Consider the following 18,221-nt stretch of genomic DNA (forward strand, 5'->3'; position numbering starts at 1 on the left):
TATACATGTATGAATGAGAAAATAAATACAACTTCAAGATCCCTGCGGGTATTGATTTTTTCAGGATTGATGTAACCTCAAAATTTACGCAATTATTTAAATTTCTTACAATTGAACAGTCGATTTTTACTCGAATATAGGATAAAGTAGCAACCAAAGAGAAGAACGGGATCTTACTGCATATGTTCAGAAAATTAAGGGGCGTGTTTTCTAACGATTTATCAATCGACTTGGGAACAGCAAATACATTGATTTATGTTCGGGATAAGGGCATTGTCCTTAACGAGCCTTCCGTGGTTGCTTTGCGAAATGAATCAGGCCAAAAGCGGGTTGCCGCTGTGGGTATTGAAGCAAAACGCATGTTAGGTCGGACTCCCGGTAATATTAACGCAATCAGACCTATGAAAGATGGCGTCATTGCCGATTTTTTCGTAACTGAGAAAATGCTGCAGCACTTTATTCATAAAGTGCATGAAAATAAATTTCTAAGACCCAGTCCGAGAGTTCTGGTTTGTGTTCCCTGTGGTTCAACTCAGGTTGAGCGTCGCGCTATCCGTGAGTCTGCTATGGGTGCTGGGGCAAGAGAAGTGTTTCTTATTGAAGAGCCTATGGCGGCTGCGTTGGGTTCTGGAATGCCAGTAGAAGAGGCGAGTGGCTCTATGGTAGTGGATATTGGTGGTGGTACCACTGAAGTTGCTATCATTTCTTTAAGCGGTATTGTTTATCATCAGTCCGTACGTATAGGTGGCGACAAGTTCGATGATGCCATTGTGTCTTATGTTCGTCGCAACTACGGCACCCTGATTGGTGAAACAACAGCAGAGCGTATTAAGCACGAGATTGGTTCTGCATTTCCAAGCCGCGATTTGTTTGAGATTGAAGTTCGTGGACGAAATCTTGCCGAAGGTGTGCCACGCAGCTTTACTCTGACCAGCGCAGAAATTCTTGAAGCATTACAAGAACCATTATCCGGTATAGTAGGTGCAGTGCGAGCCGCATTGGAATTAGCTCCACCAGAATTGGCAGCAGATATTGCTGAACGTGGTATGGTTTTGACCGGAGGCGGGGCATTGTTGAAAAACATAGACACCTTACTAATGGAAGAGACAGGCTTACCTGTATTAATTGCCGAAGATCCATTAACCTGTGTTGCTCGAGGTGGTGGTAAAGCTTTGGAAACCATGGATTTGCGTGGCGGTGATTTCCTCTCAACAGAATAGTAGACATAACAGATTATTTATCAAGAGCGGACACAGTTCTATCGGATTTGTGTTTGCTCTGTTTTTTTCTGTTGCCATGATGATTTCTGATTACCATTATCACCATCTTGATAATGTTCGGAGTGGTTTTTCTTTAGTTGTATCTCCTTTGCAGTATGTCGTTGATTATCCTGTCAGGGTAGTTGGCTGGGTTCAATCGCTGGTTAGCGCCAAAAAAGCACTCATAGATGAAAACATGCGGTTGCGTTATCAGCAAATCATGCTGGAAGCGGAATTGCAAAAATTGTTAATCATTCAAAAAGAAAATTTACAACTTAAAGAACTGTTATTGACCTCATCTCAAGCTGATATGCGTGCCATGGCCGCTCAAATCCTTGCTGTTGACACCAATCATTCTCGGCAAATTGTCGTGCTAAATAAAGGAACCCGTGATGGCGTTTACTCGGGTCAGCCAGTTCTTGATGCAAAAGGGGTTATGGGTCAGGTTATTGACGTAGGCCCAATGACCAGTACAGTATTGCTTATCTCTGATTCTAAAAGTGCGGTGCCTGTAAGAAATAATCGCACCGGAGAGAGAGCGATCCTCGTTGGCAATAACAGTATTGATCAACTCTCACTGATTAATTTACCTAAAACTTCATCCATACATCCTGGTGATGTTTTGGTGACTTCCGGGTTAGGGCGACGTTATCCAGAAGGATATCCGGTGGGACGTGTTGAGCGTGTTAACAGCATTCCGGGTGACGATTTTGTCAGAGTCATGGTAAGTCCAGTTGCTTTATTGAACCATAATAGGCTGGTTCTTCTAATTTGGCCAGATCCTGAGCAAGAGGAATTAACACAGCAAATTAACGAACGATTGAATGTCCAGGAGCCAGCTTAATGAAGAATCTTGGTCTGAGGTTGTTGGTCGGATTTGTTGGCGCCTTGGTTTTATCCATCTTGCCTTTGCCGGAGTGGTTGTCGGCGTTTCGTCCACCTTGGGTTTTGTTGTTGATTTTATATATTGAATATTATTTACCTGGTAATTTCAGATTAACAGCACTTTTATTTACCGGACTTTTGTTGGATGTTCTTATGTCTTCTGTGATTGGTGAACATTCATTTGCTTTGTTGCTGGTAACCTGGATTGCGTCCACCAAATCAAGACGATTTCAGTTTTTTTCTATGATGCAGCAAATATGCCTTATTGGATTTTTTTGTTTATTATATCAATCCGTTATTTCTTTTATCGATGGATTGCTAGGTTTTCATTACAGCTTATTCACGCCTTTAGCAAGTGCTCTTTTAGGAATGTTTTTCTGGCCCTGGATACGTTTATTAGGTGATGGCTCCTTGCTGACCCGTTTGGTATATCGATAATGTAGTGCTGATAACACCAGTATGTTTTCATACTTGTGTTCAAGACAACAAAATCAGACTTTATCTGGACTTTTAACTGTAGAGTTAGTTGTGGGTTGTATTATGCCTTCATAATAAATTCGCCTGGTTGTAATGTACCTAACTGCCAATCGCCAATTCGGTGCCTTACCAGTCTTAAGGTAGGAAACCCAATGGCTGCTGTCATTTTGCGTATTTGATGATTTTTACCTTCCTTTAAGATGATTTCTAACCAGCTGGTGGGGATGGCTTTGCGTACACGGATTGGCGGCGTTCGAGGCCAGAGGGCGGGTTCAGGGATTAGCTGAACCTCCGCAGGCAAAAAATCATGTGCTCCTACGGTTAATCCTTTTCGTAGAGGATTTAAATCACTATCTTTTGGTGCCCCTTCCACCTGGACCCAATAATATTTCTTTTTTTCAAACTTAGGATGCGTTAAACGGTGTTGTAAAGCGCCATCGTTCGTTAATAACAGTAAACCCTCGCTATTTTTATCCAAACGCCCCGCTGCGTAAAAATTGGGTATATCGATGTATGCTGCAAGGGTTTCCTCGTGTGCTGCACCGGTAAATTGTGTGACAACCCCATAGGGTTTATTAAAAAGAATTATTTGGGGCATGGGATTAATACAGTCAACGAAAACAGATGCTAATGGTAGATTTTTTTCGTATTTTAGACAACTGTTTCACGATTATGATATGCTTTTTTGCTGCAAAGCAGATTAGTTCCAAGGCTGGCTGAGCATGGTGTTAATGGCAACAACTTTTTGTATCTTGTTACAGAGGGTTGGTATTTAAATGCACTGCATCAATTATTAAAGGGCTTGGCGTGGGTTCTTCTCGTTTGAAGACTTACCATTTTGGGGAGAGCTTCATTAGCTTCGGGATTAAGGTTATTTAGAGTCCAATAGACCGTATTGATTGTATTTCGCATTTTATCACTATACAATGATGCAAATTTACTCTTTATGGTGAAATTTGTTCATGAAATGGATGTTGCTTGTTTTGTTGGTTTTGGTTCAGTCTGGCTGTGCGATTAATCATAAGGTAATGGTTGGTGATGAGCGGGTTGTTGTGCAACAAACCGTTGGTAAGGGTGAAAAAACCTATGTCCATGTTCACCGCAATGAACAGACTGCTTTAAAGGCTGCAAAGGCGGTAATTCGTAAGGATGGGGGAAGTCTGATTACGTTAATCCACTCTGGCGGACGAACTATTGTTTTTCATTTAAACAACAAACGCTATGAATTTGATCCCAACCGAATATATACCGATAATGGGATTAAAAAAACACTAATTCACTACAGTTCTTATTCTCCTGAGGCGCATAGAGAAGTAAAAAAATTAGCAAATAAAATTAAAGAATTATTGCCTGATGGAAAAATAATTGCGGTACATAATAACTCTTCCTACTCTTTAAAAGATTATTTGCCTGGCCATGAATTGGCAAAGGACGCTAAAGCCGTACATATCAGTCCGCAAAATTATTTTCGAAATTTTTATCTGGTAACAAAATTAAGCGACTATATTCGTTTAAAATTACAAGGTTTTAACGGAATATTACAAAAACCCTCTGCCACCGATGACGGTTCTCTTTCCATATTTTTGGCTAAGAGTGAATACATCAACGTAGAGGCTGGTTATGATCAGTTGTACGAACAAATAAAAATGCTGGAACATGCCTGATTTGTAATCAGTCATGACAGCAGCGTGTACGCTTGCAAACGGAGTATTATTGGAAAATCGAAACGACAATGGACAATAAAGTTTATCGAGTAAAAAAATTGTAATTATCTACTTACTTAGTTGAGCTTACCAAATAAAATAATGAGGTTGCTTCGCAACACTATTTAATCCCCCTCACCCTTGATCCCTCTCCCCCATGCTGTGCACGGTGGAGAGGGGAAAATGCGTTAAGCTCAATTAAGTACGTGTAGAGTTACGGGCTTCTCGTCTGTATGAATGTTAACTGTTACCCATGTGTCTGGTCACTTTTGTTACTGATGTGTCCGGGTCGGACCCCCCTAATCCCTCTCCCCCATGCTGTGCACGGTGGAGAGGGGAAAATGCGTTAAGTTCAATTAAGTACGTGGAGAGTTACGGGGCTCTAAATCACTGTTCACAATCGACTTATCCTGCTCATAAAGCTGTATTGGTTGGTCATACTAATCCTTATTGCGATCAGCCGGATTTTCTTGCGTTTAAAAATGCGGGCAACTATATCTGGTTTGGCACGGAAGTAAATTGAGATAACGTGCTGACCTACAAGAAACATCAGATAATCTCGGTCGCAATTATAAGGAGGTACTATTGAGTTTATTGTAAAATTCATTCGGATCCTTATGTAGCAATAACCCGTGAAAAACGCATCAAAAAATGCAAACGACAGTGGAAAATAGACTATATCAAGTAAAACAATCGTAATTCTCGACATACTTAATTGAGCTTAACGAATTTTCCCCTCTCCACCGTGCGCAGCATGGGGGAGAGGGATTAAGGGTGAGGGGGATTAAATAGTGTTGCGAAGCAACCACATTAAACAGCAGATAATCTCGGTCATTCGGATCACTATATAGCAATAAACAGAGAAAAACGCATCTAAAAATGGGAACGATAGAGGAAAATAAACCACATCGAGCAAAATAATCTTCACTGGTTTGATTTGGGTTTGGGATTCTTCTAAGGAATGGTTGCCTGCTTTTGTGGGCATGACAGTTTATTTGTTTATTGAGTTTTTGAAGAATGGTTACCTGCAACTGCGGTTAATTTTTAGCTGAAAAAATGCCCCGTTAATCGCGTTTCATCCATCAGACGAGTAACTAAAAGATATTTTCTTATTTGTTTGTGAGTCAGGGCCTATGTACAGCTCAAATTCGCCTGGTTCGGAAACATAATCCAAACGGGCATTATAAAACCGGAGCATGGATTCGTTGATAGTAAATTGAATCAATTGGGATTCCCCGGGTCTTAAAAAGATTTTTCTAAACCCTTTGAGTTGCTTTTCTGGCTGAGTTGTTGATGCAATTTTGTCATGGAGATACAGTTGGATAATTTCGTGACCGGGATATGAACCTTTGTTGGTTACTGTAACCGAGGCCGTTATTGGGGTATTTTTGTGTAATACAGATGAGCTTAATTTTAAGTCCTGGTATTCGAACTGGGTATAACTTAAGCCATAACCAAAAGGATATCGTGGTAAGTTGGATTCATCGATGTATTTGCTTTTATATTTTTCGCCAAATCGCAGGTTGGGTTGGCGGTAAGGCCGTCCTGTTGGCTTGGCATTATAATAAATTGGGATTTGACCAACATGGCGAGGGAAAGTCATGGTTAATTTACCTGAAGGATTGTACCGACCGAATAGAATATCAGCCAAAGCAGGGCCAGCTTCGCTACCGCCATACCAGGCTTCAATGATGGCATCCACATGGTGATGTGGCCATTCCAGAGTTAACGGTCGTCCGTTCATTAATACCAAAACTAAAGGTTTATCAAGTTTTTTTAGTTCTTTCAATAAATCCGATTGATTGGGTAATAAACCAATTCGGGTACGGCTGGCCGCTTCGCCACTCATGCCAAAAGGCTCACCCAATACAGCAATAACCACATCACTTTTCTTGGCAATAGACAAGGCTTCGTTCAGCAGTTTTTGGGGATCGTCATTTTTAATCGAACCACCATGTTGGTTCAAATAGGTGATTAGCTCTTTATCATCTGAAAAATTACAGCCCTTTGCGTAGAGGATTTTTTTTGCATCCTGGTCTTTTTGTAATGCTTGCCACAGGCTTGTTGCTTCTTCAGGACGTCCTATAGCTCGCCATTCCCCAAGTTGTTGATTCGCATCCTTTACAAAGGGGCCTATGAAGGCTATTTTTTGTTTGGGATTGAGTGGCAGAATATGGTTGTTATTTTTTAATAAAACCATGCTCTCTAAAGCCGCTTCGTGAGCGAGCGCTTGATGCTTTTTTTTGTCATAAGCCAGGCTGTCCATTTGATGATAGGGTGATTCAAAAAGCCCTAAATCCCATTTGGCACGAAGAACTCGTTTTACGGCGGCATCAATTTGTTCCTCTTTGATACTTTTGTTATTAACAAGCTTGGGTAACTGATTGACATACATCTCGCCAACCATATCCATATCAACGCTGGCATTCATGGCTAAACGAGTGACTTCCTGGTCATCGCCAACACCATGAGCCATCATTTCGTTTATTGCTGTATAATCAGTAACCAATAAACCGTCAAAATGATAGGTATCACGCAATAGTTTGTTCATCAGCCAGTAATTGCCGGTAGCCGGGATGCCATTGACATCGTTAAAAGAGGTCATCACACTTTTTGCATTAGCTTTGATTGCTGCAACATAGGGAGGCAAATACTCGTTGTACATTCGAGGCAGGCTCATGTCTACAGTATTGTAATCTCGTCCGGCTTCAGCGCCACCATATAAAGCAAAATGCTTGACACAGGCCATTATGGATGAAGGTTGAGATAGATCAGTGCCTTGATAACCTTTAACCATGGCCTCGCCTATTTGAGCTGCCAGGTAGGGATCTTCTCCAGCGGATTCCATCACTCTGCCCCAACGTGGATCCCTGACTATATCAACCATAGGGCTAAAGGTCCAATGCAGTCCGTCTTGCGCTGCCTCAGCTGCCGAGGCATGAGCCAGTTTTTTAATTAATTCAGGATTCCAGCTTGACGCTTGAGCCAGTGGAATAGGGAACACCGTTCTGTATCCATGAATCACATCAAAACCAAACAATAAGGGGATTTTTAATCGGGAATTATTAATTGCCAGGTCTTGTAACTGTTTCACAACCTTTGGTGAATAAGCATTCATCAGCGCACCGACCTGGCCATTTTTAATTTTATTATCAATGTCCTGATTGCTGACAGGCCCTGTTGCAGTTAAACCAACGGTTAGCAAATTCAATTGACCCAGTTTTTCTGCTAAGGTCATACGTGCTAGCAGGTTATTAATGTATGCTTCTTTTTGTTCTGCGATTTGCGAGTGAACTGATGAAATAATGCCGTAAAGAAGGACGGCACACCAGGTTTTATAGTCAGTCATCTTAATGTATCCTGGGGGAATGAAATCCAATTTTTTTCAGCCCGTGCTGGATATCAGGATGCGACATGAACAGACGCCAGAGCAATTGAGTGCGGTAGTTTTCAATCATGACTATAATAGGTCCTTGATCAATTGCTAAAGAACCTTCGGCAACCCAGCCGGTAGTTGGATTATAGGCATCTTTGAACCCAAGATTACTCCATAATCGGGGTTGCTTGATAAAGCATTTCAAAGCCTTCATAGACTCTTTGGGCGTGTAGGGAAAAGAGGCCAGGGCTGCTGTGGGCGTGAGTACTCCGACATCCTGAGTCGGTGATTGGGCGCCATATCCACTATCAATATCGGATGCGCTCAGTCCCCAACAGTCTTTACTGTATCCTTGATATCCTTTGGGATTATCAGCGCAGTAGGCATGATTTATTTTGGCGTGAGCAACGGTTTGTTCCGCATAATCTGTCGTTCCATCAGTCAGACCGTTAGGGTCAAGACCAAGGAAAGAATAGTGCGACCAAAACAAAGGACCACCAAAAGGAACTCCAAGGGGTAACTTCAAGCCATAATATTCATTGCCGTTGTAATAGGTAGGCGAATTTTTATAACAGTTATCATACACCTCTTTCGTAATGGAGTGGGTGGGTGAACTTGCCGCTAATACATAGGTTATCAAGGTTTCATCCCATCCCCGGATTTTATGATTCATGCGCCATTCATAATTGGGTGACCAATGCCAGAAGAGGGTGTCGTTTGTGTTGTTGGTATGCCAATTCCAATTGGCGTTACGCCATAATTTATCAATGGTTTGGCGTAATTCGTTTTCTTTGGAATTATTTTGAGCAAAATACTGATGAGCAGTTAAGAGGCCTTGAAATAAAAAGGCGGTTTCAACCAAATCACTGCCGTCATCATATGGCCACAAAGCAAAAGTTTTGCCGCTATCTCCATTCATCCAATGCGGAAAGATGCCATGAAATTTATCTGCTCGCTCATCCAAAAAACGAACCGCTTTAAGCAGGTGATCTACGCCTTGTTCTCTGGTAATAAACTGCCGCTCAACTGCAACAACAGTTGCCATAAAACCAAATCCTGAACCTCCAGTAGTAACAATTAATTCAGGATCGTAATCGGGATAAGTCTTATTGCTTCTTTCTCGAGCCATACCACTTTCAGGGTGTGCGAATTCATAAAAGTAATGATAAGTTTCTTTTTGAACCTTGGTGAGTAGTTGCTCTTCATGTTTGGTTAATGCAAAACTCGACTGCATCAGGCAGAGTAAAAGGGTAACGGTAGCTAATATTTTCATTTAAATGAGTAATTCCTTTTATCGTATTGGCGTGACAGACCATAAGCGTTCTCTGAATACGGCACTGATACTCTCTAACCAAAGTAAAATCGCAGTTTATTGCCGCAGGATATTATACCTGGTTGACTGGTTAATCCAATAAAAAAAGCAGAGAAGTCTGTCTATCAATTCTGGAATACGCAATATTACAATTTCCTATTTGGGATTCGGTGTTATCACATGCTATGATTTACCTCTCTCAAATTTACGGAGTGGTCAATGACATACGATAAAATAAAAGTGCCTGCACAAGGTGAAGCCATTACAGTAGCTGCTGATCTTTCTCTTCGTGTCCCTAATAATCCCATTATTCCTTTTATCGAAGGTGATGGTATTGGGGTCGATGTGACACCTCCGATGATTCGTGTTGTCGATGCAGCGGTTGAGAAAGCGTACGGTAATAAAAGAAAAATCGCCTGGATGGAAGTTTATGCTGGCGAAAAAGCGACTCAGGTTTATGGCAGTGATCACTGGTTACCCAAAGAAACTTTGGACGCATTGAAAAAGTACGTGGTGTCTATTAAAGGTCCCTTAACTACGCCTGTTGGTGGCGGTATTCGTTCTTTGAATGTTGCAATTCGTCAGGATATGGATCTTTATACTTGTTTACGTCCTGTGCGTTATTTCAAAGGTGTTCCCAGCCCAGTCAGAGAGCCTTGGAAAACAGACATGGTCATATTTCGTGAAAATGCTGAAGACATTTATGCAGGAATTGAGTGGCCGGCTGATTCTGCCGAGGCAAAAAAGGTCATTGCCTTTTTGCAAAATGAGATGGGCGTTAAGAAAATTCGCTTTCCTGAACATTGTGGGATTGGAGTGAAACCAGTCTCCAAAGAAGGGACTACTCGTTTGGTAAAAGCTGCTATTCAGTATGCAATCGATAACGACAGACAAACTGTTACCCTGGTTCATAAAGGGAACATCATGAAATTTACTGAAGGTGCATTTAAAGATTGGGGTTATCAGGTAGCTCGAGAGTTTTTTGGCGCCAAAGAGTATCAGGGCGGCCCCTGGATGGAGTTTAAAAATCCAAAAACGGGCAAGCAAATCATCATCAATGATGTAATTGCCGACGCATTTTTACAGCAAATTCTGCTTAGACCAGAAGAGTACAGTGTTATTGCTACCTTAAATCTAAACGGTGATTACATTTCTGATGCTTTAGCGGCTCAAGTAGGTGGTATTGGTATAGCGCCAGGAGCTAATATGAGCGATGATGTTGCCGTGTTTGAAGCAACTCATGGTACAGCACCCAAATACGCCGGTCAGAATAAAGTTAATCCTGGTTCTATTATTCTTTCTGCTGAAATGATGTTAAGGCACATGGGCTGGACCGAGGCCGCTGATTTAATTATCAAAGGAATGGAAGGCGCTATCGAAGCAAAAACAGTGACTTATGATTTCGAACGCGGAATGACTGGCGCTACCTTGGTGAGCAGCTCAGGTTTTGCTGATGAAATGATCAAACACATGCAGGCATAATCAAGTCTTTTTCTGTACTTGATTCTAAAGGTATTGTTTCATTATCATGCGTTAAGGGCTGGAATCCTAGACCAATTCTTAACGTGTGATTCATGCACAATCGTCTTATAAATTGTGCTTGATACAGAGTATTCAATACGGTGATTCCGCTGGTAAAGGGGGTGTTTTTTTTAAGGAATATTCAACCCCAATAAAATTAAGCGGTAATGATTTCCTCCACGCTACGAACTGATAATCGGTACAATAAACTGACATTATACTGTTCAATATGTTATTGATTATTTCAACGCCTAATTTTTTCGTTAAAATTAATGAAATTTACTGGCCAAATGTGTGAGGGGAGTCTATAAAAATAGTATGAGGTAGTAAGTTATGAGCGGGCAGAATTTAGATGAATTTGTCAGGCATGAGATAGCTGATACTCAGTTTAGTACAGAGATCAAGTTGCCAAGAAAGTATAAAGTAGTATTGCTCAATGATGACTATACACCAATGGATTTTGTGGTAGAAGTACTGAAGCATTTTTTTCATTTAAGTGAAGAAAGTGCGGTTCAGGTGATGTTACAGGTTCATATGCAAGGGAAGGGCGTATGTGGCGTATTTACAAGAGACATAGCTGAAACTAAAGTCGCCCTGGTAAATGAATATGCTCGAATGAATCAACATCCATTGCTATCTAGCATGGAACCCGAATGACTGGTGGTGGGCTGGAAAGGAGCAACGACAATGTTAAATAAAGAACTAGAATTCACCTTGAATCTGGCCTTCAAGGAAGCAAAAGAAAAGCGTCATGAATTTATGACCGTTGAACATTTGCTGTTGTCCTTGCTTGATAACCCAGCAGCTGGTAACGTGCTGCAGGCTTGTGACGCCAATATTGAGGCTCTACGCCGTGATTTGATTGAATTTATTGACGAAACAACCCCTCGTATCCCTGATGATGAGCTGGACAGGGAAACTCAGCCCACTTTAGGATTTCAGCGAGTACTGCAAAGGGCTGTATTTCACGTACAGTCTGCCGGAAAAACTGAAGTAACTGGTGCTAACGTGTTGGCTGCCATATTCAGTGAACAGGAAAGCCAGGCAGTCTATTTTCTCAGAAGAGAAAATATAACCCGTCTTGATGTTATTAATTATATTTCTCATGGTGTATCCAAGTATCAGAATAATGATATGCAGGAGAATATGAATTCTTCTATGGATGACGACATGATATCTCACGAAGGTAATGAGTCTCCTCTGGACAGTTATTGTACCAATCTTAACCGACGTGCCAAACAGGGTAAAATAGATCCGCTGATTGGTCGTCATGAAGAAATTCAACGAACCATTCAAGTCTTGTGTAGACGAAGAAAAAATAATCCATTACTCGTTGGTGAAGCAGGCGTTGGTAAAACCGCTATTGCTGAAGGATTAGCTCGCCGAATTGTTGATGGCGAAATTCCTGACGCCATTCGAGGTTGCGTGGTTTATTCGCTCGATTTGGGTGCTTTGTTGGCCGGAACAAAATATCGTGGTGATTTTGAGAAGCGTTTGAAAGCTGTATTGAAACAATTAGGTCAGCAAGAGGGTGCTGTGTTGTTTATAGACGAAATACATACCATCATTGGTGCAGGCGCTGCATCTGGTGGTGTTATGGATGCCTCAAATCTGATCAAGCCTCTATTGGCTAATGGCGAATTAAAATGTATCGGTTCTACAACCTATCAGGAGTATCGCGGTATTTTTGAAAAAGACAGAGCTCTGGCCAGACGTTTTCAAAAAATAGATATTTCTGAGCCTTCAATTGATGAAACCTTTGAAATACTTAAAGGATTAAAAGGTCGTTTGGAAGAGCATCACGGGGTAAAATTCACCATCCCTTCCTTAAAAGCAGCGGCTGAATTGTCTGCCAAATACATTAATGACCGATTTTTACCCGATAAGGCAATAGACGTTGTTGACGAAGCAGGTGCTTATCAAAATTTACTCACGGCAAGCAAACGTAAAAAAATCATCAGTGTTACTGAAATTGAAAGTGTGGTTGCTAAAATTGCTCGGATCCCTATTAAGAAGGTTTCAGCTCGAGACAAAGACACTCTGCGTAATTTGGAACGTGATTTGAAGTTGTTGGTTTACGGACAAGATCAGGCGATTACTGCATTGGCATCAGCCATTAAATTAGGTCGTTCAGGTCTTAGAGAACCGCAAAAACCTGTGGGATGTTTCTTGTTTGCAGGCCCCACTGGAGTGGGTAAAACAGAAGTTACTCGCCAGTTAGCTAATGTGTTGGGTATTGAGCTGTTACGGTTTGACATGTCAGAGTATATGGAAAAGCATACGGTATCCCGTTTAATTGGAGCTCCTCCAGGATACGTTGGCTATGACCAAGGTGGCCTTTTGACTGAAGCGGTAACTAAAAATCCTCATGCGGTATTATTACTCGATGAGATAGAAAAAGCGCATCCTGACGTCTTTAATCTCTTGCTCCAAATAATGGATCATGGCACTTTGACCGATACTAATGGCAGGCAGGCTGATTTTAGACACATCATCCTGGTCATGACCAGCAATGCCGGTGCTAGTGAAATTGTGCGCAATTCCATAGGATTTTCGCAGCAGGATAATACCCACGATGGGTTGGAAGTGATTAAGAAGCAGTTCAGTCCGGAATTCAGAAACAGGCTGGATGCGATAATTAATTTTGCGCCACTGGATTCACAGACTATAGGATTAGTTGTTGATAAATTTATCATGGAGCTTGATGAGCAATTAAGTCATAAGGGAGTTACCTTCACTGTGGATAAATCTGCTCGTGAATGGCTGATTGAGCATGGATATGATAAGGCAATGGGTGCAAGACCTATGGCTCGCTTAATCCAGGAAAATGTGAAAAAGCCTTTGGCTGATGAGCTGCTGTTTGGAAAATTGATTCATGGTGGTCACGTGACACTCAGAGTTAAAGACGGCAAGTTGCATTTTGATAGCCAGGATCACCGTGAGGGAGTGTTTTGATTCCTGGTGTTCTAATTTTGAATTCCCGAGGCTTGGCCTCGGGAAACCAGTTTCTGTTAAAGTCAGCGATATGATAGACGGCAAATTCTGATAGCGATAACTCCCAAACTTTTCTCTCTCTCAGCCTTTTGTTTCGGGATGGCGTAGGAGGTTGTGTAAAGAGAAAAAATGCAAACTAAAATATCACGCAACGAAACCAAAAGCTTATTTTAATTTTTGCATCATAATCCAGTGGCTAATCTTCATATCATGATCCAGGTTTTGCTGTCGGTTGTTGGTGTATTTTGCAAGTCATCCAGTTACAATATTGTTTAATTGTCGATATAATGATTTTTTTTCTACCGTTTTGATTGTTCATGCTCACAGTAATTATTATCACTAAAAATGAAGAGACCAATATTCGAAGATGCCTGGAATCCGTTCGTTTTGCTGATGAAGTTATCGTTGTCGATTCAGGAAGTACTGACAAAACAGTAGCTATTGCGCAAGAATACACTGATAAGGTGTTTCAAACTGATTGGCAGGGATATGGTGTGCAAAAGCAAAGAGCTCTGGCCAAAGCAAACGGAGATTGGGTATTAAACCTTGATGCAGATGAATCAGTAAGTGTTGAGTTACAAAAAGAAATAATAAATGTGATTGCCTCAGATTCAGCTGACGCATTTCGGGTTCCCATTCAAATGTTTTTCTATAATCAGCTGTTAAAATACTCAGCCTCTCCAAAAAGGCATATCCGGCTGTTTAAGCGAGAGAATGCCAATTACAGTACTGATATTGTTCATGAAAAAATTCTGGTAGCGCCAAATTCACGGATTAGCAGATTAAAAAACGCCATACAGCATCATTCGTTCAGAGATTTAAGTCATGCATTGTACAAGCTCAATAAATACTCATCGTATAGTGCTAAAATTCGTATTGCATCAAATAAAAAACCGGGTTTTTTGGGCGTTTTACTGAACACCGGATGGATGTTTAGCCGTTGTTTTATTTTACAGCGCGGATTTTTGGATGGAAAACTGGGCTTTTTATTTGCTGTGTATAGTGCTCAGGGTACTTTTTATCGTGGATTAAAACAGATTTATAAAGACAATGATTTGCATCAACTACCCCAAATAATTAACGAAACTAAGGATGGATTGTGAAAGTAACATTATCAGAAGAACAAGGGATATTGTTTACATCGATTTTGTTTGCTTTATTTATGTTTTTTATTCCTATAAGCCCGAGTTTGAAATCCATTTTTTTTGCTTGCTCGGTTGGTGTCATTTTACTTACCCCGCATTTCAATCAATTCATCCCTTATGCCTTTAATTCATTGTGGGGGCGGGCGTCTTTATTTTTGTTGTTGTACTCTATGGTCGCTTGTTTGTGGAGTCCTGCACCTTTTTTGATGCAATTAACCGTGGTTGGTAAATATTCAAAGTTAATCTATCTTCCGGTACTGGCAGTAGCTTTTGCTCATGCAAAAATAAGAAATTTGGCCCTTAACAGTTATCTTGCCGCCATGTTTGTAACCTGCATCATCTCAGTGCTCAAATCAGAGCATATTTTAACTCCCGGAGATCCTGGGGAAGTATTTTATAATCATATTATTACCGGTTTTATGATGGGATTCGCTGCTTATCTAGCGAGTTTGTACGCATTTAAATATCAGGGCTGGATTAGGGCAGGGTATGTGTTTTTATTTGCAATAATGAGTTATCAGGTGCTTTTTATCAATACAGGAAGAACCGGTTACGTCATGTACTTTATTTTAATGGCTTTTTTAATGATGCAGAAGTTAAGTATTAAAAAAGCGGTGTTAGGTGTCGTTTTTTTGTGCGCTCTTTTGGGTTTGGTGTATCATGAAAGTCCAATTATGTATGGCCGTGTGCATGATTTACTTTCGGATATCAAGGCGTTAAAACACAACAATGCCAATACTTCTCTTGGATACAGAATCCAGTTTCATGATTATGCTCAATCGTTGTGGGAAAAAAATCCCGTTGTCGGAATTGGTACCGGAGGTTTTAAATACAGTTTTTCACAAGATAACCCGGTACCCAGTTGGGGAAAAGAATTGACTGATCCCCACAGTCAATATTGGATGACTTTAGCAGAACAGGGAGTGATTGGCTTTGTCTTGCTGATGTTTTTTTTAAGCAGCTTGTTGATTACCTCCTTTCAATTAACTGAAACAAAACCGATTATTTGGGGAATATTAATCTCGTTTTGTATCGGTTCATTTTCCGATACTATCCTGTGTTATTCGACAGCTGGGTATTTGTTAGTCGTGATGAGCGCTTTGTGTTTTGGGGAACTGATAGAGCAACGCAGAATTCAGACAGCGAAGTTAGATAATATTTGCATGCCTCTTGATCTATCCCGGATGAGTCAGGAAACTCAGGCGGGAGGCGCTTAACTGTTGTAGTGATCGGGCCATAATTGATGGAAGTGATGAACGGGTCCATTACCACAACCCACTGACCTCTCTTTTGCGGCCTCGATGGCACCGGTAAGATAGTTCTTGGCTACGCTGCAAGCATTTGTCAAGCTCATGCCCTGGGCAAGGCAGGCAGCGATTGCTGCTGATAAAGTGCATCCGGTTCCGTGCGTGTTTTTAGATTTAATCCTGTTATTTTTATACCATATTGCTGTTCCGTCTGCGCCATAAAGCAAATCATTGGATTGGGTGGATTGAAGATGGCCGCCTTTGAGTAATACATGTTTAGGGCCAAGTTCTAATAATTTCTGTGCTACTGTTATCATCTCTTCTTCTGATGCTGCATTGATATCCGTGAAAGAAAAAGCTTCAGGGATGTTTGGCGTGATGAGTGTTGCAAGAGGCATGAGTACCGAGCTGAGAGTATCTATTGCCTCAGGCAGCAATAAGGCATCTCCGCTTTTAGCAACAGTTACCGGATCAAGCACTATAGGAATATGTTTCGCTCTTTTTTCCAGAAAAGAAGCAACAAGCTTGATAATATCGCTTTTAAATAACATCCCGATTTTAATACTGTCGGGTCTGATGTCATCAAAAATCGCATGGAGTTGATCTTCAATTGCTTGTAGGGGAATTTCATAACAGGTTCTTACTCCGCAGGTATTTTGTACTGGTAATGCGGTCAGAACCGTCATGCCATAACATCCCAGGGCTGAAAAAGTTTTGAGATCAGCCTGGATTCCTGCTCCGCCAGAACCATCGAAACCGGCAATAGATAGCGCTTTATAACGCATTAGATGTGTATCCTTGAATGATTGATCGCATCAGCAAAAAAATTCCAGTCCGGCATGTATAAATTATCAATAAATCGTTGTTTGAACGTACCGGGAAGTTGGGTCTGCTGGTGAGTTAATTGGCCACAAAGGCTAAAATAGGCAGCTGCCTGTGAACAGGCTTTGATGTAATGAGAATTCACTGCAACAAATGCGCTGATAACGGCAGTCATAGTGCATCCCATTCCAGTAATCAGAGGCATAAGATTAGAGCCAAAAGGAATGATCTGCTGCTGATCCCCATCAGTTATTACATCATCAGACCCGCTAATGACCACAATAGTATTATGTTGCTGAGCTAAAGAGAGCGCACTACCTAGAGCATTATGTACTGAGTGACTGGTATCAACACCTCTGGTTAGTCCAGACATTCCGGATAAAGACATGATTTCACTGGCATTACCTCGAACAATAGTGGCGTAGGGAAGGATGCTTAATGCAGCAGAGGTTCTTACTGAGCTGGCTCCAGCTCCTACAGGATCAAGTAGAACAGGTTTTTTTAATTTTTGTGAGATGGAAGCGGCATAAAGAGCGTTTTCTGTAAATTGGTGATGTAAAGTGCCTGTATTGATGTAGACTGCCTGACTTAAAGTGATTAATTCTTCTAATTCGGATGGGTCTTCAGTCATTAGGGGAGCTGCGCCAAGAGCAAGCAGGCTGTTGGCCATAAAATCCATAGTAACGTAGTTCGTTAAACACAACACTAAAGGTTTTTTTTCTCTAATACGCAAAAAAGAAGTTTTTATTGCATCCAACATATTTAAAAAATCCTCTGGTCGATTATCTTGCGTAGTGTTAACGCCATTTCCGCAGGATTAGCTGCCTGATGCAGAGCGCCAATTACCGCGACTCCCTGTGCTCCAGCCGCAAGAACATTCGGTAAATTATTCTGGTTAATCCCCCCAATACCGATTACGGGATGTTTTGAATGAGCGCACAGATGAGTAAGTCCATGAATATTCCAAATTTTTTTCAGGTTATTTTTGTGTTGACTTGGAAAAACAGCGCTTGCGGCAACATAGGCTAAATCAACATTATTCGCCTGTATTAAATTATCCTCAGCCTCAATTGAAAGGCCAATAAATCGATTATTCCCCAAGAGTTCTCGAGCATTTAAGGGACTCTTATCGGTTTGTCCAAGATGAACGCCATCAGCATTAATTTTTATGGCCAGATTGACATCATCATTGATTATAAGAGGAATTTGATAAGCATCAAGAAGTTCTTTTAGTCCCAGAGCAAATTCCAGCTTCGCTGTTTCGTGGGAATTTTTTTCTCTTAACTGAACACAAGTAACTCCGGAGGAAATACATTGTTTGATAAAATTCAGGTAGTTGGAGATGGGGGTTTGCTGCCTATGAGTAACCAGCATTAATTTATAAAATTCGGAACGCATAAGGTGTTCATTCATTCAAGCTTCATCAACAAAGATGAAGTATTTTTTTTAGAGCAATACTAACCGAAGCGTCGTACTTTGT

At 41.1% G+C, this 18,221-nt stretch carries 15 protein-coding genes; 9 read left to right on the forward strand and 6 right to left on the reverse strand.

The features are described 5' to 3' along the window. The first annotated feature begins 182 nt into the window (after positions 1-182). The 3 genes from Lwor_RS12695 to mreD are packed head-to-tail and all read left to right on the forward strand — an operon-like array spanning position 183 to position 2,582. A complete protein-coding gene (locus Lwor_RS12695; RefSeq protein ID WP_018577556.1) occupies positions 183-1,220 on the forward strand; it encodes a rod shape-determining protein in 1,038 nt (345 codons plus the stop codon). Beyond that, on the forward strand, positions 1,198-2,103 hold the full coding sequence (gene mreC, locus Lwor_RS12700; RefSeq protein ID WP_058494245.1) for a rod shape-determining protein MreC: 906 nt from the start codon (positions 1,198-1,200) through the stop codon (positions 2,101-2,103). Before Lwor_RS12695 ends, mreC begins: the two co-directional genes overlap by 23 nt. Continuing rightward, positions 2,103-2,582: a rod shape-determining protein MreD gene (mreD, locus tag Lwor_RS12705; RefSeq protein ID WP_058494246.1), complete on the forward strand. Its 480-nt coding sequence runs from the start codon at positions 2,103-2,105 to the stop codon at positions 2,580-2,582. The genes mreC and mreD overlap by 1 nt, the downstream gene beginning before the upstream one ends. Positions 2,583-2,682: 100 nt before the next feature. Here mreD and Lwor_RS12710 read toward each other — a convergent pair whose 3' ends face one another. Then, positions 2,683-3,219: a pseudouridine synthase gene (locus tag Lwor_RS12710; protein WP_058494247.1), complete on the reverse strand. Its 537-nt coding sequence runs from the start codon at positions 3,217-3,219 to the stop codon at positions 2,683-2,685. A 364-nt stretch (positions 3,220-3,583) separates the two neighbouring features. On the opposite strand from Lwor_RS12710, the gene Lwor_RS12715 reads away from it, so the two are divergent. Then, positions 3,584-4,285 (forward strand): protein tyrosine phosphatase, encoded by a 702-nt coding sequence (locus Lwor_RS12715; protein ID WP_115091050.1) that lies wholly within the window; start codon positions 3,584-3,586, stop codon positions 4,283-4,285. Positions 4,286-5,399: 1,114 nt separating this feature from the next. On the opposite strand, the gene bglX is transcribed toward Lwor_RS12715, so the two are convergent. Beyond that, the gene (bglX, locus tag Lwor_RS12720; protein WP_058494248.1) at positions 5,400-7,673 is read right to left on the reverse strand and encodes a beta-glucosidase BglX; all 2,274 of its coding nucleotides are present in this window, start codon (positions 7,671-7,673) and stop codon (positions 5,400-5,402) included. Position 7,674: 1 nt separating this feature from the next. Beyond that, the gene (locus Lwor_RS12725; RefSeq protein WP_058494249.1) at positions 7,675-8,973 is read right to left on the reverse strand and encodes a glucoamylase family protein; all 1,299 of its coding nucleotides are present in this window, start codon (positions 8,971-8,973) and stop codon (positions 7,675-7,677) included. A gap of 258 nt (positions 8,974-9,231) precedes the next feature. On the opposite strand from Lwor_RS12725, the gene icd reads away from it, so the two are divergent. From icd to Lwor_RS12750, 5 genes are all read left to right on the forward strand, one after another. Beyond that, positions 9,232-10,494, forward strand: coding sequence for an NADP-dependent isocitrate dehydrogenase (gene icd / locus Lwor_RS12730; protein WP_058494250.1), 1,263 nt, complete (start codon positions 9,232-9,234; stop codon positions 10,492-10,494). A gap of 372 nt (positions 10,495-10,866) precedes the next feature. Continuing rightward, positions 10,867-11,190, forward strand: a complete 324-nt coding sequence (gene clpS, locus Lwor_RS12735; protein ID WP_058494251.1) for an ATP-dependent Clp protease adapter ClpS — start codon at positions 10,867-10,869, stop codon at positions 11,188-11,190. A 30-nt stretch (positions 11,191-11,220) separates the two neighbouring features. After that, positions 11,221-13,488: an ATP-dependent Clp protease ATP-binding subunit ClpA gene (clpA, locus tag Lwor_RS12740; RefSeq protein WP_058494252.1), complete on the forward strand. Its 2,268-nt coding sequence runs from the start codon at positions 11,221-11,223 to the stop codon at positions 13,486-13,488. 356 nt (positions 13,489-13,844) lie between these two features. Beyond that, positions 13,845-14,630 (forward strand): glycosyltransferase family 2 protein, encoded by a 786-nt coding sequence (locus Lwor_RS12745; protein WP_058494253.1) that lies wholly within the window; start codon positions 13,845-13,847, stop codon positions 14,628-14,630. Beyond that, positions 14,627-15,889 carry an O-antigen ligase family protein gene (locus Lwor_RS12750; RefSeq protein WP_058494254.1) on the forward strand — a complete coding sequence of 421 codons (1,263 nt, stop codon included), beginning with the start codon at positions 14,627-14,629 and terminating at the stop codon, positions 15,887-15,889. The genes Lwor_RS12745 and Lwor_RS12750 overlap by 4 nt, the downstream gene beginning before the upstream one ends. Here the strand turns inward: Lwor_RS12750 and thiD are convergent. From thiD to thiE, 3 genes are read right to left on the reverse strand one after another with little or no spacing between them, the layout of a single operon-like run. Next, positions 15,886-16,704, reverse strand: coding sequence for a bifunctional hydroxymethylpyrimidine kinase/phosphomethylpyrimidine kinase (thiD, locus tag Lwor_RS12755; protein WP_058494255.1), 819 nt, complete (start codon positions 16,702-16,704; stop codon positions 15,886-15,888). The genes Lwor_RS12750 and thiD overlap by 4 nt on opposite strands. Continuing rightward, complete coding sequence (thiM, locus tag Lwor_RS12760; RefSeq protein ID WP_058494256.1) at positions 16,704-17,501, reverse strand: hydroxyethylthiazole kinase; 798 nt, start codon at positions 17,499-17,501, stop codon at positions 16,704-16,706. Before thiM ends, thiD begins: the two co-directional genes overlap by 1 nt. Positions 17,502-17,503: 2 nt before the next feature. Continuing rightward, positions 17,504-18,154 carry a thiamine phosphate synthase gene (thiE, locus tag Lwor_RS12765; protein WP_083501635.1) on the reverse strand — a complete coding sequence of 217 codons (651 nt, stop codon included), beginning with the start codon at positions 18,152-18,154 and terminating at the stop codon, positions 17,504-17,506. Between the last annotated feature and the right edge of the window lie 67 nt (positions 18,155-18,221).

It is taken from the genome of Legionella worsleiensis (genome assembly GCF_001467535.1).
Taxonomy (GTDB): Bacteria; Pseudomonadota; Gammaproteobacteria; order Legionellales; family Legionellaceae; genus Legionella; species Legionella worsleiensis.